This is a genomic window from Bacteroides uniformis (genome assembly GCF_025147485.1).
GTDB classification, from domain to species: Bacteria; Bacteroidota; Bacteroidia; order Bacteroidales; family Bacteroidaceae; genus Bacteroides; species Bacteroides uniformis.
In genome coordinates, this window is the sequence record NZ_CP102263.1 from 3,058,399 (window position 1) to 3,079,154 (window position 20,756).

Annotated in this window: 18 protein-coding genes and 1 pseudogene; 18 read left to right on the plus strand and 1 reads right to left on the minus strand. The window is 35.1% G+C overall.

What is annotated here, in order from left to right:
• Positions 1 to 463 precede the first annotated feature (463 nt).
• From NQ510_RS12085 to NQ510_RS12150, 14 genes are all read left to right on the plus strand, one after another.
• Positions 464 to 1,000: a UpxY family transcription antiterminator gene (locus tag NQ510_RS12085; protein WP_005836355.1), complete on the plus strand. Its 537-nt coding sequence runs from the start codon at positions 464 to 466 to the stop codon at positions 998 to 1,000.
• Between the two features lie 72 nt (positions 1,001 to 1,072).
• On the plus strand, positions 1,073 to 1,561 hold the full coding sequence (locus NQ510_RS12090) for a UpxZ family transcription anti-terminator antagonist (protein ID WP_005828187.1): 489 nt from the start codon (positions 1,073 to 1,075) through the stop codon (positions 1,559 to 1,561).
• Positions 1,562 to 1,730: 169 nt separating this feature from the next.
• A complete protein-coding gene (locus NQ510_RS12095; protein ID WP_005828189.1) occupies positions 1,731 to 2,939 on the plus strand; it encodes a UDP-N-acetylglucosamine 4,6-dehydratase in 1,209 nt (402 codons plus the stop codon).
• A 50-nt stretch (positions 2,940 to 2,989) separates the two neighbouring features.
• A complete protein-coding gene (locus NQ510_RS12100; protein ID WP_005828191.1) occupies positions 2,990 to 4,213 on the plus strand; it encodes a LegC family aminotransferase in 1,224 nt (407 codons plus the stop codon).
• Positions 4,213 to 4,854 carry an acetyltransferase gene (locus NQ510_RS12105; RefSeq protein WP_005828193.1) on the plus strand — a complete coding sequence of 214 codons (642 nt, stop codon included), beginning with the start codon at positions 4,213 to 4,215 and terminating at the stop codon, positions 4,852 to 4,854. The genes NQ510_RS12100 and NQ510_RS12105 overlap by 1 nt, the downstream gene beginning before the upstream one ends.
• Complete coding sequence (locus NQ510_RS12110) at positions 4,851 to 5,690, plus strand: glycosyltransferase (protein WP_005828195.1); 840 nt, start codon at positions 4,851 to 4,853, stop codon at positions 5,688 to 5,690. The genes NQ510_RS12105 and NQ510_RS12110 overlap by 4 nt, the downstream gene beginning before the upstream one ends.
• A 3-nt stretch (positions 5,691 to 5,693) precedes the next feature.
• A complete protein-coding gene (locus NQ510_RS12115) occupies positions 5,694 to 6,743 on the plus strand; it encodes an N-acetylneuraminate synthase family protein (protein ID WP_005828197.1) in 1,050 nt (349 codons plus the stop codon).
• Positions 6,740 to 7,426 carry an acylneuraminate cytidylyltransferase family protein gene (locus NQ510_RS12120; protein WP_005828199.1) on the plus strand — a complete coding sequence of 229 codons (687 nt, stop codon included), beginning with the start codon at positions 6,740 to 6,742 and terminating at the stop codon, positions 7,424 to 7,426. Before NQ510_RS12115 ends, NQ510_RS12120 begins: the two co-directional genes overlap by 4 nt.
• A gap of 578 nt (positions 7,427 to 8,004) precedes the next feature.
• Complete coding sequence (locus NQ510_RS12125) at positions 8,005 to 9,051, plus strand: nucleotidyltransferase family protein (RefSeq protein ID WP_005828206.1); 1,047 nt, start codon at positions 8,005 to 8,007, stop codon at positions 9,049 to 9,051.
• 1 nt (position 9,052) lies between these two features.
• A complete protein-coding gene (locus NQ510_RS12130; RefSeq protein ID WP_005828207.1) occupies positions 9,053 to 10,366 on the plus strand; it encodes a hypothetical protein in 1,314 nt (437 codons plus the stop codon).
• A gap of 8 nt (positions 10,367 to 10,374) precedes the next feature.
• Positions 10,375 to 11,814 (plus strand): lipopolysaccharide biosynthesis protein, encoded by a 1,440-nt coding sequence (locus tag NQ510_RS12135; protein WP_005828209.1) that lies wholly within the window; start codon positions 10,375 to 10,377, stop codon positions 11,812 to 11,814.
• Positions 11,771 to 13,024 (plus strand): BFO_1060 family glycosyltransferase, encoded by a 1,254-nt coding sequence (locus NQ510_RS12140; RefSeq protein WP_259816711.1) that lies wholly within the window; start codon positions 11,771 to 11,773, stop codon positions 13,022 to 13,024. The genes NQ510_RS12135 and NQ510_RS12140 overlap by 44 nt, the downstream gene beginning before the upstream one ends.
• 432 nt (positions 13,025 to 13,456) lie before the next feature.
• Positions 13,457 to 13,828: a CatB-related O-acetyltransferase gene (locus NQ510_RS12145; RefSeq protein ID WP_240053821.1), complete on the plus strand. Its 372-nt coding sequence runs from the start codon at positions 13,457 to 13,459 to the stop codon at positions 13,826 to 13,828.
• 11 nt (positions 13,829 to 13,839) lie between these two features.
• Complete coding sequence (locus NQ510_RS12150; RefSeq protein WP_259816714.1) at positions 13,840 to 14,823, plus strand: hypothetical protein; 984 nt, start codon at positions 13,840 to 13,842, stop codon at positions 14,821 to 14,823.
• Between the two features lie 173 nt (positions 14,824 to 14,996).
• On the opposite strand, the pseudogene NQ510_RS12155 reads toward NQ510_RS12150, so the two are convergent.
• Positions 14,997 to 15,870 (minus strand): annotated as a pseudogene (locus NQ510_RS12155) (IS1595 family transposase); the annotation flags it as partial.
• A gap of 79 nt (positions 15,871 to 15,949) precedes the next feature.
• Here NQ510_RS12155 and wecB point away from each other — a divergent pair.
• The 4 genes from wecB to NQ510_RS12175 all read left to right on the plus strand — a co-directional run bounded on the left by wecB (position 15,950) and on the right by NQ510_RS12175 (position 20,735).
• Entirely contained in the window at positions 15,950 to 17,122 is a 1,173-nt protein-coding gene (gene wecB, locus NQ510_RS12160; protein WP_005828221.1) for a non-hydrolyzing UDP-N-acetylglucosamine 2-epimerase, read from the plus strand.
• 31 nt (positions 17,123 to 17,153) lie between these two features.
• Positions 17,154 to 18,377, plus strand: a complete 1,224-nt coding sequence (locus NQ510_RS12165; protein ID WP_005828223.1) for a nucleotide sugar dehydrogenase — start codon at positions 17,154 to 17,156, stop codon at positions 18,375 to 18,377.
• A gap of 80 nt (positions 18,378 to 18,457) precedes the next feature.
• Positions 18,458 to 19,540, plus strand: a complete 1,083-nt coding sequence (locus tag NQ510_RS12170; RefSeq protein WP_005828224.1) for a glycosyltransferase — start codon at positions 18,458 to 18,460, stop codon at positions 19,538 to 19,540.
• A gap of 10 nt (positions 19,541 to 19,550) precedes the next feature.
• Entirely contained in the window at positions 19,551 to 20,735 is a 1,185-nt protein-coding gene (locus NQ510_RS12175; protein WP_074668562.1) for a glycosyltransferase, read from the plus strand.
• The last annotated feature ends 21 nt before the right edge of the window (positions 20,736 to 20,756 follow it).

The following is a 20,756-nucleotide window of genomic DNA, read 5'->3' on the forward strand; positions in this document are numbered from 1 at the left end:
TAATGCGTTGATATATAAATGGAAATGACTTTGACTTGGAAGTGTTTTTTAAACGTTCGTTTAATGGACGCAAAGATAAGACTGTTTTTTATATCCTCAAAATGTTTAATAAAAATATTTTGGAAAACCCATCGTATTTCAGTTTAATCTACAGTAATTCAGTATATTAAGTATCTTATTTAATATTTAAAATTTCCATTCCCTTTTATTAACTCATTCCCTATTTCATTTCCTGAAATTTGACGTCCATTAAACGAACGTTTAAAAAACGCTTTTTGTTTGTAATCCGTTCGTTTATAGTCTCTTACCAGAAGGTAATGACGAACTGCAAAAAAACTGTTGGCAAGAAGGGCACAATGCTTGCTGTATTTTACATAAGTTGCTCGCAAATGATTGGATACCAGGTATATATCGAGGGTTCAAAGCCCCAGAGGAATACTCTTTTGTGAACAAAACAACGAAAATGGAAACGGATAACGAGGTTGAAGTCTGGCATGCCATGCGTGCCACATACCGCAGAGAGCTTGATGCGGTGCATCTTCTCGAGAAGGAGAACCTCGGCTGTTTTGTCCCCATGCAATATAAGGTAAGTATCCGTAAGGGTAAGAAAGTCCGTACTTTGGTTCCCGTCATCCGTAATCTGGTTTTTGTCCATGCACGTCCTTCCGACGTACAGCGTGTTAAGTCTCAAATTACTTATTTGCAATATATAACCGATACTCGCAGTGGTCAGAAGATAATTATTCCCGACCATGAGATGCAGCGCTTCATCGCCGTTGCCGGAACCTATAACGACCATTTGCTTTATTTCCAGCCCGAAGAGTTGAATCTGTCGAAAGGAACTAGAGTCCGTATTACGGGTGGTGACTTTGCAGGTCAGGAGGGTATTTTTCTGAAAGTAAAGGGTGCACGTGACCGCCGTGTGGTTATAGAGATACAAGGTGTCATTGCTGTTGCCATGGCCACCATCCATCCGGACCTTATAGAAGTGATCAAATAACGATCACTATGTAGGATGTGGCGAAGTATCTTTTTTCCTCTTTAGAATCTAAAATCATAAATCTGAAATAATATGTCTCTTTTAGAAGAAGCACTCCTCCTTCAGCGTGCTGCGCACGATCTGATGTATTTGGGTATGGACGGGAGTCCTATTTATAGTGATGACTTGTCGCGTCGTAATGGTGAAGTTTATCGTTTGACTACAACTTTATATAATTCCGGCACTTGGGGCACTACAGTGGAGGAACAGGCCAATGTATGTCTCGCTCTTTTAATGGGTTATAGTGCCTCGTTTGTCGACCACGGTGAGAAACAGCAGCATGTGCAGGAGGTTCTGAACCGTTGTTGGGATATTCTGGATACTCTTCCCGCATCTTTGCTGAAGCTCCGTCTGCTCACTGCTTGTTATGGAGAGGTTTTCGATGAGCCTTTGGCAGATGAAGCTCACTCCATCATTGCCTCTTGGAATGCTGCATTGCTGACTGCCGAACAGCAGGAAGCTGTTGATGAGTTTCAGAACGTGATGGAGAATCCTTATCCGTGGGAGGAAGTGAAAGACTAAGCGTCTCGCAATGTTCCCATTTGATGACCATTCATGCAGCTTGTTTAAAAAGAAGTTTGTTGCAAGCTAATGTTAAATTCAAAACTAATTAATTAACAAAACTCGGTTTAGGTCACAGTTATGTGCCCTTTCAAAGGGAGAGGCCCTGAATAGAGTGCTTACCATATATATGTTTAACTTAGAAAAATTTATAGCTGATTCGGTGACTTCACGTCCTGTCAGCATGTTTGCAGCAGATATTGAGGCGAACCGGAAAACACTTATCGCTGAAATTAAGAATAAGAAAGTATGTGTCATAGGTGGTGCCGGATCAATCGGTTCCAGCTTCATAAAGGCGGTGTTGCGCTTTGAACCAAAAAGTGTCGTTATCGTTGACCTCAACGAGAACGGACTGGCTGAGCTGGTTCGTGATGTGCGTTCTACTGAAGGACTCTATGTGCCAGAGGAGTTCCGCTGTTACACCCTCAATTTTGCAGATTCTATCTTCGAGCGTATCTTTCGCGAGGAGAAAGGTTTCGATATTGTAGCCAATTTCTCAGCTCATAAACATGTGCGTTCTGAGAAAGATCGCTATAGTGTACAGGCACTTATTGAAAATAACGATATCAAGGCAAAGAAGTTGATGGATTTGCTCACTGTATATCCACCAAAGCATTTCTTCTGCGTTTCTACAGATAAGGCCGCCAATCCAGTGAACATCATGGGCGCATCAAAGCGCATCATGGAAGATTTGGTAATGGCTTACAACAAGTATTTTAAAGTTACAGCTGCACGTTTTGCTAATGTAGCATTCTCAAATGGTTCACTTCCTGATGGATGGTTGCATCGTTTGCAGAAAAAACAGCCATTGGCAGCACCTTCTGATGTAAAACGTTATTTCGTATCACCAGAAGAATCGGGTCAGATCTGTATGTTGGCTTGTATTCTTGGTAAGGGTGGCGAAGTATTCTTTCCTAAATTGGGAGAAGACCAGATGCTGACCTTCTCTGCTATCTGTGACGACTTCGTGAAAGCTGAAGGCTTCAAGAAAGTCGAGTGTGATAATGAACCTGCTGCTAAGCAGTATGCAGCCAATATGAGTTACGAAAGTGATTCTTATCCTGTTGTTTATTTCAAGAGCGATACGACCGGTGAGAAGGCTTACGAAGAATTTTATGTTCCTGGAGAACAAATCAATATGGAGCGCTATATGGCGCTTGGTGTTGTAGAGGAAACAACAAGACGTCCTATGGAAGAGGTTAATCAGTTTTTCATTGATCTTGAAACCCTTTTCTCTAATGAAGATTTCACCAAGGCTCAGGTTGTAGAAGCTATTAAGAAGTTTATCCCTAACTTCGAGCATGAAGAGACCGGTAAGAACCTTGATCAGAAAATGTAATATTGAAAAGTATCCTTGAGAGTTTAACTCGAAAACAATAGAGAATAAACATGGCTGATTATAAAAATACGGTAGACTTTATTAAGTCAGTATATGGTAACCAAGAGTTTACCCCACTGGCTGTTCCCGTTTTTGTGGGCAATGAAAAGAAATATCTCAATGAGTGTATTGATACCACCTTCGTTTCTTCTGTAGGTAAGTTTGTTGATCGCTTTGAAGAAGATATGGCTAAATATACAGACGCTAAGAAGGCTGTAGTTTGTGTGAGCGGTACCAATGCACTTCACATGGCATTGCAGTTGGTTGGCGTCAAAAAGGATGATGAAGTGCTTACACAGGCGCTGACCTTTATCGCTACTTGTAATGCATTGAGTTACATTGGTTCTCATGCCGTATTTTTGGATGTTGACCGTTCTACAATGGGACTCTCTCCAGATGCCATGAAAGCATGGCTCCAAAAGAATGCAGAGGTTCGTAAGAACACTCGCATTGGAGAACTCGATAAGAGTTTTGATTTTGCATATCAAGAAGATGAACTTGCATGTTACAACAAGAATACTGGTCGTAGAATTAAAGCTTGCGTACCAATGCACTCATTCGGTCATCCAGTACGCATAGAGGAAATTGCAGCACTTTGTGCAGAATGGCATATCGAACTTGTTGAGGATGCTGCAGAATCTATAGGTTCAACTTATAAAGGCAAGCATACCGGTACCTTTGGTAAGGTAGGTGCTATCAGCTTCAATGGTAACAAAACAATCACTACTGGTGGTGGTGGTATGTTGCTTTTCAATGATGAGGAGTTTGGTGCTTATGCTAAGCATATAACCACTCAGGCTAAGATATCCCATCGTTGGGAGTTCCGTCACGATCATGTAGGCTACAACTATCGTATGCCTAACATTAATGCTGCCCTTGGTTGTGCCCAGCTAGAAAATCTTGATAAGTATGTGGCAAGCAAGCGCAAGGTTGCTGCAAAATATGAAGCATATTTCAAGAATGTAGAGGATATTGAGTTCTTTGTAGACTCTCCAGATACATATTCAAACTATTGGCTCAATGCTGTTATTCTCAAGGATAAGGAAGCACAGATTGATTTCCTTACTCAGACAAACGATAATGGTGTTATGACTCGTCCTATCTGGGAACTCATGAATCGTTTGCCAATGTTTGAGAATTGTGAGAATGACGGATTGAAGAACACTATCTACTTTGCTGATCGTGTAGTTAATATCCCAAGCTCTGTACGTCCTTCTGATTTATCAAGGGAATAATGAATAAACCACTAATACTTATAGGCGGAGGCGGTCATTGCAAGTCAGTGATTGAAGCTGCTGAGAGCGCTGGCTACAGCATTCTTGGGATACTTGATATGCCTGAGGATGTAGGTAATGAGGTACTCCCTGGTTATAAGGTGATTGGTACTGATGATGATATTCCTACATATGTTGATCAGGTAGAATTTGTCATTACTGTTGGCTTTATCATGAATCCGATCATTCGTATAAAGATTTTTAATAAAGTAAAAGAGGCTGGCGGTAAGTTGGCGACTGTTGTTGCCTCAACTGCTCTTGTATCTAAATATGCAACAATAGGTGAAGGTACAGTTGTTCTCCACCATGCATTTGTAAATGCAAGTGCAAAAGTAGGCAAGAATGTTATCATTAACACTTTTGTTAATATTGAACATGATGCCGAAATTGGCGACCAATGTCATATTTCAACAGGGGCAATGATTAATGGTGAATGCAAGATAGGAGAACGAGTATTTGTCGGTAGTCAATCTGTATTGGCTAATTGCATCACAGTCGGTGAAGACATAATTATTGGAGCCGGTTCCGTTGTCAGAAAATCTATATCAAAGAAAGGTATTTATGCAGGTAATCCAGCCATTATCAAAGTAAAAACGAAATGAATGATACTGTCATATTGACTTTTACTTATCCTCTGATAGAACCTTATTTTGAAGATTTTTTAAAATCTTGTGAAACTCAGACAAATAAGGAATTTGACATTATTATTGTGAATGATGGGCTTACATCATTACAATCAATGATCGATTGTCATCCATCACTGAATGTTTCTATAAAAGATTACAAAGGTACAATTTCAGAGAATCGTATTTATGGTTTGAATCTAGCTAAGCAGAAAGAATATAAGTATGTTATCCTTGCAGATAGCGACGATTTCTTTTCTGCAAACAGAGTACAGAAAACGAAAGATCTTCTATCCAAGTATGAGATTGTTGCCAATGAGTTTGATTTGGTTAATATAAATGGGGAAGAACTTGTTACTAATTATATTTCTCACAGATTGAAAAGTGGGATTATAATAGGTTTTGAATTTATCAAGGAGAAAAATGTAATAGGTTTTTCAAATTCTGCATTTCGTGCAGAACTCATACCGGAGAAACTATCAATACCCCAGGATGTTGCAGTAGTTGATTGGTTCTTTTATACATTACTACTTCATGCTGGACATAAGGCTGTCTTTTCAAATGAGATGATTACATATTATCGTCAGTATAGTGATAATATGATTGGTATCAATAATGAAACACTAGATAACTATAAAAAGAAATTGGCACTAAAAGCAATGCATTATAGATATCTTTCATCTTCTTTTACGGAATTTGAAGAATTAGCAAAAAAATATAGTAAAGAGAAAAATCTGACTGATATTCAGGTTTCTACTTTATTGCAAAATAATAAAATTACATATCCTCTTTGGTGGGAAAATATTAAAATATAAGATATGGGTAAATATCCTTACATCGTAGCAGAAATAGGTGGTAACCATAATGGTGATATCGAGTTAGGAAAAAAAATGATCAAGGCAGCAAAGGAATGTGGTGCTGATGCTGTTAAGTTTCAACTCTATAGAAGAGAGGATCTTTGGACAGAAGATCATTTGAAGGAACTTAATGATGGAGTTGTAAAATTGGAAAACGTTTCTAATTGGTCAACTAAGGAACTTGGGCTTAACAACATCTTTGAGCAGGTTGATAAGTTTGCAGTACAAGAGCAGGAGCACATTGAATTTTTTAATTACGCTCGTGAACTTGGTATTGATTATGGTACATCTGCATTCACAAAGAAGGATGTTGACTTCTGTATTGATCAGAAATGTGCAAATCTCAAGGTTGCATCTTGTGATGTAACAAATCTAGATCTTATAGAGTATGTAATTTCTAAAGACTATCCTACACAGATAGCACTCGGTATGGCAAGTCTTGCAGAGATTGAAGCTGTTGTAAAGCTTATACCAGAGAGATTCAAGCATAATGTGACACTTTTACATTGTGTTTCGCTATATCCTCCTAAGGATGAATATGTCAACCTCAATTTCCTTCATACACTTCGTCAAGCATTTGGCATGGAAGTCGGCTATTCTGACCATACATTTGGATTTTCTATACCTCTAGCGGCCATTGCACTTGGAGCTACTGTAATTGAAAAGCATTTTACTCTTGATAAGAATCTTCCAGGTTGGGATCACAAAGTATCTGCAAATCCTGAAGAAATGCGTATTATTGCATCAGAGTCTAAGCGAATTGTTGATGCGTTAGGAAATGGAATTAAGGTTGTTTCTGATGATGAAATAGCAAAGCAGAAAAAATTCCGTAGAAGCATTACAACTGCAGATTCGCTTAAAGCTGGTCAGGAAATCACTTATAACGATATTCTCTTCAAACGTCCTGGAACAGGAATCCCGGCAGATAGGTTTAAAGAAGTTATCGGTCGTCACGTAAATCGTGACATTGAGGAAAATAAAACTTTGTTTTGGGAGGATCTCGTAAAATGATAGCTATTATTCCTGCTCGTGGAGGTTCTAAAGGACTTCCAGGAAAAAATATCAAGGAGATGTGTGATAAGCCTCTGATTGCATATACAATTGAGGCAGCCCTTAAATCCAAATCTATTGATCATGTCATTCTTTCTACTGATGACGAGGAAATAGCTGCGGTTGCTAAAAAATATGGAGCAGAGGTTCCTTTTATGCGTCCTGCAGAATTGGCTTCAGACACTGCAATGGCTGTAGATAATTATATCTATACCATTGGCAGACTTGAAAAAGAATGGAACACAAAGATTGATTCATTTGTTGTTCTTCAGCCAACATCCCCTTTACGTATAGCTGAAGATATTGACGGTGCAGTTGAATTATTTAATGCTCGCAATGCAGACTCTGTTGTAACTTACGTGAAAGAAGCTCATCCTATTTTCTGGCATAAAAAAATAGACGAAAATAATAAGCTCGAAGATATTTTCGAAGGTACAATTGCTAATAGACAGGAACTTCCTATAACATATTATCCTAATGGGGCTGTATATGTATTCTCTACAGAAATGATTCGCCAAAAAAAATATTATACAGATAAATCTTATGCTTATATTATGCCGAGAGAAAGATCTATTGATATTGATTTTATTGACGATTTTAAGTATGCAGAATTTCTTATGAGCAATAGTAAGGACAAAAAATGAATTAAAATTTTATATTCTTTCTGATAGAATGATGTTGTATTTCATTATTCTTTTTTTAGAAGAATTATGAAATTATTTTCACCAGATTAAAAAATAATTACCTAGAATGTTTAAGGAAAACATCATACTATAGGCATCAAAATGGTCGTTTAAATTTATTATCCTATAAATATAATCAAATAAGACTGATAAAATTGTCATATATTCTTGGATTTAGTATCGGATTCGATTCTTTGGGATATGGATACTATCTACCCCATCATGGAACAATTGTTATAGGTGATAGTAATCTAATAGGCAAATATTCACAAGCATCTGGCTTACTGATATTGGTAAGGTGATTGATGATTCATGTTTGATTGGATCTGGTGTAATTATGACAAGTAACCTTACCTTGGGTAATAATGTTCAAATAGGAGCTAATTCACTTGTTAATAATACTTTCAATCAAAATGATATACTTATAGCAGGCTCACCTGCTCTTGTTCGAAAACAAGAACTTTCACCTTGGTGGGGGACTCAAAGGATATATAAGATTGAGCAACTAAAGAAATCAATGAATTTAGATATATAATCATATGTCAGAGAATATTATTTTGAGTACTGCTACTGTTATTGAGGCTTTAAATAAACTGGAATTTATTGAAAATAAAGTTTATACGCTCTTTGTTTTAGATAAAAGAACACTTCAATTAATAGGTACACTTACGGATGGGGATATTAGGCGTTATCTAATAAATGGTGGTTCTGTAAATGGTAGTATATGTGACGCAATGAATACTAACTTTAAGTATATTCTTGGAACTGATAAGAATACGCTTAGTAATTTGCACAAATTTCGTGAACTTGGAATTTGGGTAATACCAGTATTGGATAATGAGAAACATATAATTGAAGTGTTTAATCTTCGAACCCATAAATCTCTACTACCTATTGATGCCGTATTGATGGCTGGTGGTAAAGGCGAACGATTAAGACCTTTAACAGAAAAGATACCAAAACCATTAGTAAAAGTAGGTGATAAGTGCATTATCGATTACAATATTGATAGACTTATTGAGTATGGGGTAAAGCATATTAACGTAACTGTTAATTACCTAAAGGAACAAATGCACGAGCATTTCACCAAACCTTTTAACGGAGTTAAGGTAACAACTATTGAAGAACCAAAATTTCTTGGTACGATAGGAAGTGTTCAGTTCGTTAAAAAATTCTATAATGATACTGTGCTACTTATGAATTCTGACTTATTTACAAATATAGATTTTGAGGACTTTTATTTGCATTTTAAAGAGCATAATGCCATGATGAGCGTTGCTGCAGTTCCTTATAATGTTAATATTCCATTTGGCATACTAGACTTAAATGGAAGAAATATTAAGGGATTACTTGAAAAGCCTAATTATAACTATTATGCTAATGGTGGTATTTACCTTATCAAGCGTGAAGCACTTGATTTGATACCAAAAGATGAATTCTTTAATGCAACGGATTTAATTGAAAGACTTATTGGCAATAATCATAGGGTTATTCGATATCCATTAAATGGAACTTGGATTGATATAGGACAACAGGCTGATTTAGCTAAAGCAAGGGAGTTGGTAAAACATTTAAATAATAAGTAATATGAAGAAAATAGTATATATCGTACATGCAATTGATACAGAAGGTCCTCTTTATGAATCAACAAAAGCAACTTTTGAACGATTGGAATCTACTTTTGGTATTAAATTAAATCCAACATATGATAATCTGCAGAAGCTAAGAAATGAAGAAATCAAGCTTAATGGTATAGAGAATGAAGTGGCAAAATTTCTTGAACCAACCTTGCAAAATTATCATGATACATGGGATAAAATTGAATCTATGTTGTCAAAAATTATGTCTAAGGAGTTTAGATTTAAATATCCTGATTCATTCGGTGGAGGTTGGGTGTATAACTGGTTTTGTCTCGATCATGTTGGATATAAAGAAAATCCTCGCCATAGAGATATTGGATACAACAATGTTCATGATAGGTATGTTGAATTCTTAGATAAATATGGTGAATTTAATGATGATATACAATGGCATTTTCATCCGATGTCTCATTATCAAGAAGCACATAGAGCTGGAAAGTCTTATGAACACTCACATGAATTCCATAAAATACTTTCACATCGTATTATTGACAGAAATTTCTTTCCATCTTGTTTCAGAGCAGGTTGCGTAACAGAAAGACCGGATGCCAATTGGTTTCTTGAGCAATGGATTCCTTTTGATTGTTCAAATATGGCTGTCGAAAATGATAATAAGGAGAAGCATAAAGATCAAAGAAATGGACAGGCTGGTGATTGGAGAAGAGCGCCAAAAGATTGGAGTGTTTATCATCCAGATATTTATGATTATCAAATACCAGGATCATGTCATCGTGTTATAGGAAGATTTATGAATCTTGTATCACGTTATGGTAATATCACTTCTGATGAAATTGAGAAGGCTTTTAAGCGAGCAGATATTGGATTGCCAACTCTGTTAGGTATTTTTAATCATGATTTCCGTGATATGGGGTGGGAAATTGAATACTTTTGGGATTTGTTACTTCCTATTGTTGCAAAATATCCAGAGGTTCAGTTCAAGTACGAAAGAGCAAAGGATGCTTTTAATGCAGTACTCGGAAATGAACCTGAACCTTTTGAACTGGATGTTAATCTCGAAGGTAACGAATTGTCAGTTAAAACTGTAAAAGGAAAAGTTTTTGGACCGCAACCATATCTTGCTGTTAAGACAAAATCTGGACGATATATTCATGATGAATTTGATTTTGGTCTTGATGGTAAATCATGGTATTATGTTTTCAGTGAAAATATGATAAGATATGAAGATATTGATACTATAGGAATAGCATCTAATGATCAGTATGGGCAGACCTACATTAAAACAATTAAAATAAATAGTTAGAATTTTATATGGCAGGTGCATCATTCATGAGGGCTCTCATGAAACAGAGTAGCTGGTATTTTATATGTAATGCCTTAAATAATGGTCTTGCAATTATACTGCTCCCTTTTTTAAGTAGGTATTTATCCACAGAAGAATATGGTATAGTACAGCTTTCTACTGGAATTGGCTTGTTTTTACCTATGTTGTTTTGCGGAGGAATTGATAAAGCTATTTATCGATTTTATCATGAATTTAACGATAAAAAGAAGTCTGAATTAGTATCCACAATCTTTTGGTTTGTTGTTACTTCTGGCTTTATTATACTAAGCCTTTTTGTATTATCTTCTGGTTTATGTTTTGAAAGATTCCTTCATATACCCGCGTATCCTTATAGTTACTTGTTTGCATATCCATATCTGTTCCTTCAGATTGCGACAATAGGACTAAGTGTTTGCCAGCAGACATTTAATCTAAAAACAATGACTATAATAGAAGTTGTAGGTACAAGTATAAACTTGTTTTGCTCAATATTATTTGTCCTCTATGTATTTGATGATGGAGCATTCGCCAGATTACTCGCTATTTCACTTAGCTATGTTTTTAAAGCAGCTGCATATATTTTGCTACTATTGAAATTCAGATTGCTAAAGTTGAGAATATCCTTTAGATTAATCAAAAGTTCGGTTAGTTATTCTTTACCACTTTTACCAAATAGTATTGCATTATGGCTTATTAGGACTTTTGATAGGGTTCTAGTATCATACTTTTGTGGTCCTGCGATATGTGGTGAGTATTCTGTTGGCGTTCAAATTTCATTTGTCGTTTATTTTATTCAAGACTCTGTAATGCAAGCATTAGGCCCTTTGCAAATTCAATCTTTTATAGATGATAAAATTGCAGCCTTAAAAAGGTTATTTTCATTATCTCATATGCTATGGTTAATGATGGGCTTTATGACTTTTTTATATTGCACTGTAGTTCCAGAACTAATGAATATATTTTTGGACCATAAATTTGTACCTAATTACCTGACGGTGATTTTTTTAACATGTGTATATATATTCCAAGCACAGTATAGGCTTTTTTCAGATGTACTCAGTTTTCATAAAGTGACAAAATGGTTTATGTATGCTGCGGTTGTACAAGCTGCAATCGGTCTTCTCTTGAATTTTATATTAATCCCTAGTATTGGTTATGTGGCAGCTGGTATATCGAATTGTGTATCAGTGATTACTTACACTCTAATTATTATATTTGCTTCAAAACGTTACGAAGAAATTGATGTGAATTGGAAATTCTATTTATCACATCTTTCTTTTTGGGTTATTTCTTTTGGTGTTTCGTATTTTTTTATAGATAATATTTTGATCAAGTATAGTTATCTATCGATATTTATAATAATTTATTTAAGGTCTTTGTATAATGAAATCAAAAACAGACATATTGTCATTCACTTATTCAAGTAGAGGACGAGACGTTGATATTGTAGAGCCTGTTTTATCTAAGCTCGAGAAAGATTTAGATATAACTATTACAAGAAAATGGCTTTATGATAATTTCGTATTCGATATCTTGAAATATAGACCCAAATTAGTAATTGATGCAAATGCAATAGGATGTAGAAATCATCTTTGGGCATGCCGATTTGCTTCTATGATGGGGTGCAAAGTTGTTACTTTCGTGTCCGAAGGAGATTATAGATATATTGATGGTTCAATTACTACGATGCTGTTTGGATGGAATACTAAAGAGAGGCTTTATGAAGATCTACATTTAGAATGGTCTCAAAGAAACATTGAATATTTCAAAACAAGTAAAGGCTATGATAACAATAAGATAAAGTTATCTGGTGCAACAGGTTTTGATAAATATTCGTTGTTATCTTTTATGGATCGTCAATCTTTACTTTCAAAATATAAAAAGGATAAATTCACCAAAGTGGTCACCTTGGCAGGTTATACTTTTGATTTTATGTTTAATGAAAATCACAGTACAGGACCTATTTACTTCGGTAAGGAGTTGGAAGGTATTAAAGCCTCGTTGTTTGCTCTTCAAGATGGCTATCTAGAGCTTGTTAAAAATAATCCAGACATTTTGTTCATTGCCAAAAAACATCCTTTAACTGAAAATAAAAATTATGATGAGTTCTCCAAAATCGAAAAATTCAAGAATGTTTTGATTTTACAAACTGAAGAAAACGTATTCGACGTAATTAATGTTTGCGATATTTTAATAGCTTTTGAAAGCACAACAGCTTTAGAAGCATGGCTCTTGAAGAAACATACTCTATTATATAATCCAATTATTCAAAAGTTTAATAGGTCATCAATTTCTGAAGGCAGTCCTATTATTGAGAACATTGAAAATCTTCAAAAAGCTATTGATGAATATTATAGTACAGGAGGTATAAAGCTATTTGCAGATAAAGAGAATGATAGATTGAAGATAATAAAGGATGTTATCGGTTTTGCAGATGGCAAAAATTATCAAAGAGCAGCAGCTTATATTGAGGATTTATATTTGAATAAACAGAAGAATAAGATTGAGTTTTCTTTTTTTCTTTTTTATTCATATGATAATTTTGGGTACAAGAAACTATTTAAGAGATTTAATTGTAAATACGAAAATTTTCAGAAGATTTGCAAGAGTAAATCATTTCTATCTACGTACTCTTAATGATTATACAGATATAGAACGAATCAAATATAAGGGAATATATAGTAAAGCTATAGATAAATTTGAAGGAATAAATTAATTTCTTGTAATGAGTAAGTTTTTAGTATCCATTATAAATTATTTTTTTCTGCTTTTGTTTAGGAGGGAGTTGCATGTGATTTTCCATGCTTTTCTAGTCCGTTTTTTGTTATAAAAAAAACAAAAAATCTGCATAAGGTAATTTTAGCAAGTTCTTTTATTGGACGAGATGTAACATTATCAGATGGATGTTGTTTTCATGACAAAGCAATTTTATTCGGAAAGATAAGTGTCGGGCGGTATACATCAATTAATGGCCCTGGTACTCGTATATTTGGTGCTAAATATGGTGTTAATATAGGATCTTTCTGCTCTATTGCCTCAAATGTAATTATTCAAGAGCATAATCACAACATGAAAACAGTTAGTACTTGTGATGTAGTAGGTCATGTACTTGGAATTAAAAACGATAATATAGCGGTATCAAAGGGTGAAATAGTAATTGAGGATGATGTTTGGATAGGATCTAATTCTGTTATCTTATCAGGGGTAAAAATTGGCCGAGGTGCTGTTATTGGTGCAGGTTCTATTGTTACAAAAAATGTCCCTAAATACGCAATTGTTGCAGGAAATCCTGCAAAGGTAATTAAGATGAGATTTAATGACGAAGAAATATCAAAATTAGAAAAGCTTAAATGGTGGGAGTGGAGTTATGATAGAATCAAAGAAAATGCTGATTTTCTAAAAGACAATTTTATTATTAACAAATGTGAATATCCAGACTAAATCATATAAATATGAAATTAGCAAGATATGCAAAATATATATTTATAGTACTGATAATTTTAGCATTCTCACTTTCTAGTGTTGGTAATACATATTATCCACTATTGAATAAAATTCTTCAACTAATTGCTATTATATGGATTGTTCTTTCGTATTTTTTTAATTTTCGTTATTTTTCTTTCCATACTAAAAGAATATCAGTTATTTTATTTTTTTTATTGTTTGTATATTCACTATTCTATATCACTAGACTTGATGATTTATATACTTTAATAGTTACTTTTATAGTTCCAATATTTCTAGGCATGTACCTTAAAAGTAGGCAAGACAATTCTCAGATTATTTATTGGACTTTTATTTCAATAATTATTTTAAATTTTCTTGCTCTGGCAAATGAATTGATTACTGGTCAGGTTTTAGTTAATATATCAGAAGGATATGAAATTTATATTGGTGGACCTATTTATCATTTTGGTTTGTTCTCGGATCCTAAAAGCGGTGGAGTTTGTATAGCATTGATGACAATATGTTTGCCCCCAAAATATAAGTATGTATATTTTATCGCTTTTATTGAAACTATCTTAAGTGGTTGTAGAACATCTACAGTATTATTGATTTTACCTATCTTGTATTTCGTAAAAGAGAGTTCGAGACTGTCGAAGTTCGTTGTTATAGGATTTATCGTCTTTAGTTTCTTTGAAATTATATCTTATCTAAATTTAGATAGTAGAGTCCTTGAGAGACTTCTTAATGTTTTTAGCTTTGCTGATGCCGGAAATGAGGATAGAACTTTCTACATGCAAAAGCATTTCAATATATGGGTTAATCATTACAATCTCTTTCAGTATATTTTGGGAGATTATAACTATAGTAGAAAAATTGTTGGTAATGGAGCCGAATCAGCTATATTAAGTCTTTTGTTAGATTGTGGGCTAATAGTTTTACTTTTATATATGGAAGTATTATTTAAAAAAATAAAAAAACTTGTGATTTGATTGATAAGGCTAATTATTTTGTTTTATTTGTTCTAATGTTTGTCTCGGGTCTCGGTGTAGGTATCAATTCAGGATATATATTTTGGTATCTTATTTCCGATGGTATGAGTGCAAAAGGAAATAATAAAATCGGTATAGGTGTTTAGGGCGCATTTACAAAACTCCCTATTTAAGGCGTTTCGGCTATTATTTACCATTCTACGGAGGAGCACATCGAAGATTGTGCCCATTTGACTCCTTCTGTTGAACCTAAAATTCTCATCGAGATAACCTTGAAGACGTTTCTTCGAACAATGGTGGTGTATTTCACAAAGCCATCCTTTGATATTCATGATATGAATATGCATCTGCGGAAATCCTTTACCGTCATTAGATGAACGTTGCAACAAACGAGATAGTCATTTTTTATGGTTTGTATCCATTCCATTCATTGGTAATAACAGTAGTATCCTTGTTAATGTAGGTTTCAAAGGACGGTTTGAAAGACTTAGAGGAAACATCGTCTATAACTTGAGCATAGGCTTTGCCAAACTCTACTCCTTGCATTTCTAAGGCAACAACAATGAGTTTCTTTTTTCCTGCTTTTTGTCCAACGACACCTTCTTCCTCTTCACCAACATAGAATTCTCGATATGTACTTCTTCTGTAAATAGATGTGTTTTTAGAGCTTTGCATTGCTTGTTGTATTTTCCATTTAAATTCCCAACAAGTTTTCTGACGCAAACCATATTCTTCAGACAACTCCAATGAAGACATGCCTTTTTTCTTTGTACTAATCTTGAATGCTATGTGGAATGTCTGTTCAATGGAAAATTTGCACTTGTCAAACATTGTTCTAGCTGTTGGACTTTCATCGTACTTACATCTGGTACAATGACGAGAATAAGAAAGGCGGCCTTTACAGTAATGAATGTTTTCACACTTCTTGCATACATAGTCGTCTTTCCATTTGATTTCAGATAGATACTCATAGTATGGTTCTTCTGAATTGAAGCGATGGTAAAAATCAATAGACTTCACGCCTTTAAATATATTTCCTCTTCCCATATACGGTAAAGGCACGGAATTATTTTAATCGGTGTGCCCTAAACGCCTATACCGATAATAAAAATATTTTAATATAATTATGAAGACAGTCATGTTAGTTTTTGGCACTCGTCCAGAGGCCATTAAGATGTGCCCGCTGGTGAAAGAGTTCCAGAAGCACCCAGATGAGTTTAAAACTATAGTATGTGTTACAGGTCAGCATCGCGCAATGCTTGATCAGGTGCTTAACATTTTTGATGTGAAACCTGATTATGACCTCAATATTATGAAACAAGGTCAGGACTTAACAGATATTACTGCTCGTGTCCTCATAGGTCTTCGTGACCTGTTCAAGGAGTATCGTCCTGATGTAGTACTTGTTCATGGTGACACAACCACATCTACTGCGGGCGCTCTTGCTGCATTCTATGCACAGATTCCTGTAGGTCATGTAGAGGCAGGCCTTCGCACTCATAACCTTTATTCGCCATGGCCAGAGGAGATGAACCGCCAGGTTATAGGTCGTATTGCTAATTATGACTTTGCACCAACTCCTCTTTCTGAAAAGAATCTCAAGGAAGAAAATGTTCATGGTGAAATTTTCGTAACAGGTAACACTGTTATAGATGCTCTCCACATGGTTGTAGAGAAACTCAAGACAGATGGTTCTCTTCGTGCTGAACAAGATAAGGTTTTGTTTGAAGCTGGCTATGACGTTACTCGTCTTGCTGATGGCAAGAAACTTGTTTTGATTACAGGGCATAGACGTGAGAATTTTGGCGATGGCTTCATCCGTATGGTTTCTGCTATGAAGGATATCTCTGAGAAATATCCAGAGGTTGATTTTGTCTATCCAATGCACTTGAATCCAAACGTACGTAAACCAATTCATGAAGTTTTTGGAGAGGATCTTACTCGTCCAAATTTCTTCTTCATCGAGCCTTTGCAGTATCTTGAGTTTGTACACTTGATGAACAAGGCTAATATAGTTCTTACTGACTCAGGTGGTATACAGGAAGAGGCTCCTAGTTTAGGCAAGCCTGTACTCGTTATGCGTGATACCACAGAGCGTCCTGAAGCACTTGCTAGCGGTACCGTTTATCTTGTTGGTACTGATTATGATAAAATTGTCAGTAAAATTAGCACCTTGCTCGATGATGCATCTGCATATGAGAAGATGAGCAAAGCAGTCAATCCTTATGGTGATGGCAAGGCATGCTCACGCATTATTGCTGCTCTTAATGGTGAGAATCCTGCGCCTTACGGCAAATAAGTAAAAATAGAAATTTCAAAATATTAAAATCATGATTAATGTAGTTGGATTGGGTTATATCGGCCTTCCTACCGCCCTCATGATGGCGTCTCATGGCGTTGAGGTAATCGGTACAGATTACAACAAGGAATTGGTTGACACTCTCAACCAGGGTAAGACAACTTTCAAGGAAGATGGTCTTGATGAACTTTTCAATGCTGCGGTAAAGGCAGGTATTAAGTTCACCACTGAGTATCAGAAGACAGATATATACATTGTATCTGTACCGACTCCTTATGACAAGTTCTCTAAGAAAGTTGATGCTTGTTATGTAGTGGGTGCAGTTAAAGAAGTAATGAAGGTTTGTCCTAAAGGTACAACTGTCGTTATCGAGTCTACTGTTTCTCCTGGTACTATCGACAAATTCGTTCGCCCTGTAATTGAGGAGAATGGTTTTAAGATTGGTGAGGACATTAACCTTGTTCATGCTCCTGAACGTATCATCCCTGGTAATATGGTTTATGAGTTGGTCCACAACAATCGTACTGTTGGTGCTGATGATAAGGCTATTGGTGAGAAGGTAAAGAGCTACTATGCTTCATTCTGTCAGGGTGACATCGTTGTTACTGACATCCGTACAGCAGAGATGACTAAGGTTGTAGAGAACACATTCCGTGCTGTTAACATCGCTTTTGCTAACGAGCTTTCTCGTATTTGCCGTCACGACAACATGGATGTTTACGAGATCATCAAGATCTGTAACATGCACCCACGTGTGAATATCCTCCAGCCAGGACCAGGTGTAGGTGGCCACTGTATCTCTGTTGACCCTTGGTTTCTTGTAGGTGACTACCCTCAGCTTGCAAAGGTTATTGATGAGTCAATGAAGACAAACGATTCTCAACCAACATTCGTACTCGAGCGTATCTATGAGATCATGAAGGAGAATAATATCACAGACAATCGTCGCGTTGGTCTTTATGGCTTAACATACAAGGAGAATGTAGATGACTTCCGTGAGTCCCCAACACTCCAGATGCTTGATATCCAGCAGCGCCATTTGGCGCGTCCTTTGAAGTGCTATGATCCATTTCTCGAGAATCATAAGATTGCAGAGAATCAGTTCTCTGACTTTGATGAGTTCTTGAAGAATCTTGATATGGTTGTTGTTATGGTTAAACACGATCATATTAAGCAGAATTGGGATAAACTCAAAGGTAAGGTAGTATTGGATTGTTTCAATATTTGCCCACTCGAGGGTGTTTATCACATTTAATAATAAGGTTATCCGTCAACATAGGTGGGTCTTATGCTTATAGTTCGATATTGTCTGACGGAACAATTAAAAAAATTAATATGAAACCAAAAGTACTTTTGCTTAAAAATGACATTTCTTCCTATAATGTTCCTATTTATAATACTATAGCAGCTAATTATGATTTAACAGTAGCATACTATCGTAGTAATGGAGCGAAGGAGAAATGCTTATTTAAATTGATAAAATTAAACTTTTCCAAATTAGGTCCCTTTATATTTATTAAAGGAATTTGTCGCTTGACAAAACAATATGATCTTGTAAGCTTTGTGCCAGATCCTCATGTATTTAGTTATTGCATACTACCATTTTTGCCACATAAGTATGGACTTTTAAATTGGAGCATTGGATTTAGAGTATCATATACTCATCCGTATATTACAGATCGTAAACACACTATTATTGATAAGTTATATCAGACAATCTTTAGTCGTTGTGATGCTTCAATTTTCTATATGGAAAAAGCTAAAGAGTTTTGGAAGAATAGTTCTTTAGATATGGATAAGGTTTTTGTAGCACCAAATACCACGCTGGTAAAAAAAATCGATATAGAGAATAAGACAAAGAAAGATTTTCTTTTTGTAGGAACTTTATACAAAGGGAAGGGATTAGAGGTACTATTGGATTCTTATAAAAAGGCTATTGATAATTTTAATCATCAAATTCCTAAGTTGCGAATAGTAGGAGAAGGTGAAATGAGACCTTTTATAGAAGATTTTATTAGAAAGAACAAGTTAGAGAATAATATATCACTAGAGGGTGCTATTTTCGATGAAAATGTTTTAGCAGAGCAATTTAAAAAAGCAATTCTCTGTTTTTCTCCTTTGCAAGCTGGATTATCGGTGCCTAAGAGTATGGGATATGGGGTTCCTTTTGTTACTCAAAAAAACGCTATAACAGGTGGTGAATTATATCACATAACTTCAGGAGAAAATGGTGTTATGTATGATAATTCTGAAGAATTAGTTGAAATTATGAAAGACGCTATTTTAGATTCTGTTAAATATATTAATATGGGAATAGCGGCCCAGCAATATTATTATGGGAAGGCAACTGTGGATCATATGGCTCAAGGAGCTATTAGTGCATTTGATTTTGTTTTGAGTAAAAGGGAAAACAATTAAACTGCAAAATATGCCAAAATTATTGCAAATAAATGTGTGTAGTAACATATTAAGTATAGGGAAAATATCAGAGGATATTGCAAAAGTTGCTAAGAGGTATGGTTGGGAATGCTACATTTCATATGCAAGGATGCATAGAGACAGCATTAGCGAAGAGTATAAAATAGGTACGTTGTTCGATGTATATGAACACTATTTTGAGCATTGTTTTTTTGATAGAGAAGGTTTAGCCTCTAAACTTTCAACAAAGAAACTTGTGTCTTATATAAAAAAAGTCAATCCAGATGTTATTCAACTTCATGACATTCATGACCATTATTTAAATTATCCTATTTTATTTGAATTTTTGGCGTCTACAGATAAACCTGTAGTTTGGGTTCAGCATGATTGTTGGGCTTTTACGGGGGGGTGTATGTATTATGATATGTTAAACTGTCATCAATGGAAGACAGGCTGTCATTCATGCCCGCAAAAACGTGCTCTATTCAGAAATATTGCAGATAAACAATACCTTTTAAAGAAGTATTATTTTTCAAAGGTTAAACATTTATATTTAGTCTCAGTATCACATTGGATGTCAAACATGTTAAGTCAATCTTTTCTTGGCAGTAGAAGAATAGAGACTATTCATAATGGTATCGATTTGAATATATTTAAACCTTATGAGGAATCTAAGAAAAAGGATAACATTATAAAACTATTGGGGGTCGCAGCTGTTTGGGATGCAAGAAAAGGCCTTAATGATTTTATAGAACTTCGCCATAGGTTACCAGAAAATTATCAAATAAAATTGGTAGGATTAAGTAATAATCAAATAAAGAATCTACCGGATGGTATTCTAGGTATATCTAGAACGACTAATATGGAAGAATTGGCTCAAATTTATTCAGAAAGTACTGTATTAGTTAATCCCACATATTCAGATAATTTTCCTACAACAAATATTGAAGCACTTGCTTGCGGTACTCCTATTGTTACATATAATACTGGTGGAAGTCCAGAAGCTATAGATGACAAAACTGGTATTGTTGTTGAACAAGGCGATGTATCTTCATTAATAAAAGCGATTATGGATATTTCTAAAAATCCCCCTTTACAATATGATTGTCGGACTCGTGCAAAAAATCTTTTTGATAAAGACCAACAATTTAAAAAGTATATTAATTTGTATAATGAAGTTCTTAAGCAGGTATAAGGACGATTTTAAAGTTCAACG

What these genes read in the sequence shown, in the direction of transcription:
- NQ510_RS12135 (WP_005828209.1), top strand. Translation starts at nt 10,375, where the DNA reads ATGGCAGGTGCATCATTCATGAGGGCTCTCATGAAACAGAGTAGCTGG.
- NQ510_RS12140 (WP_259816711.1), top strand. Translation starts at nt 11,771, where the DNA reads ATGAAATCAAAAACAGACATATTGTCATTCACTTATTCAAGTAGAGGA.
- NQ510_RS12175 (WP_074668562.1), top strand. Translation starts at nt 19,551, where the DNA reads ATGCCAAAATTATTGCAAATAAATGTGTGTAGTAACATATTAAGTATA.
- NQ510_RS12165 (WP_005828223.1), top strand. Translation starts at nt 17,154, where the DNA reads ATGATTAATGTAGTTGGATTGGGTTATATCGGCCTTCCTACCGCCCTC.
- NQ510_RS12120 (WP_005828199.1), top strand. Translation starts at nt 6,740, where the DNA reads ATGATAGCTATTATTCCTGCTCGTGGAGGTTCTAAAGGACTTCCAGGA.
- NQ510_RS12170 (WP_005828224.1), top strand. Translation starts at nt 18,458, where the DNA reads ATGAAACCAAAAGTACTTTTGCTTAAAAATGACATTTCTTCCTATAAT.
- NQ510_RS12100 (WP_005828191.1), top strand. Translation starts at nt 2,990, where the DNA reads ATGGCTGATTATAAAAATACGGTAGACTTTATTAAGTCAGTATATGGT.
- wecB (WP_005828221.1), top strand. Translation starts at nt 15,950, where the DNA reads ATGAAGACAGTCATGTTAGTTTTTGGCACTCGTCCAGAGGCCATTAAG.
- NQ510_RS12110 (WP_005828195.1), top strand. Translation starts at nt 4,851, where the DNA reads ATGAATGATACTGTCATATTGACTTTTACTTATCCTCTGATAGAACCT.
- NQ510_RS12115 (WP_005828197.1), top strand. Translation starts at nt 5,694, where the DNA reads ATGGGTAAATATCCTTACATCGTAGCAGAAATAGGTGGTAACCATAAT.
- NQ510_RS12105 (WP_005828193.1), top strand. Translation starts at nt 4,213, where the DNA reads ATGAATAAACCACTAATACTTATAGGCGGAGGCGGTCATTGCAAGTCA.
- NQ510_RS12095 (WP_005828189.1), top strand. Translation starts at nt 1,731, where the DNA reads ATGTTTAACTTAGAAAAATTTATAGCTGATTCGGTGACTTCACGTCCT.
- NQ510_RS12090 (WP_005828187.1), top strand. Translation starts at nt 1,073, where the DNA reads ATGTCTCTTTTAGAAGAAGCACTCCTCCTTCAGCGTGCTGCGCACGAT.
- NQ510_RS12125 (WP_005828206.1), top strand. Translation starts at nt 8,005, where the DNA reads ATGTCAGAGAATATTATTTTGAGTACTGCTACTGTTATTGAGGCTTTA.
- NQ510_RS12130 (WP_005828207.1), top strand. Translation starts at nt 9,053, where the DNA reads ATGAAGAAAATAGTATATATCGTACATGCAATTGATACAGAAGGTCCT.
- NQ510_RS12145 (WP_240053821.1), top strand. Translation starts at nt 13,457, where the DNA reads ATGAAAACAGTTAGTACTTGTGATGTAGTAGGTCATGTACTTGGAATT.
- NQ510_RS12085 (WP_005836355.1), top strand. Translation starts at nt 464, where the DNA reads ATGGAAACGGATAACGAGGTTGAAGTCTGGCATGCCATGCGTGCCACA.
- NQ510_RS12150 (WP_259816714.1), top strand. Translation starts at nt 13,840, where the DNA reads ATGAAATTAGCAAGATATGCAAAATATATATTTATAGTACTGATAATT.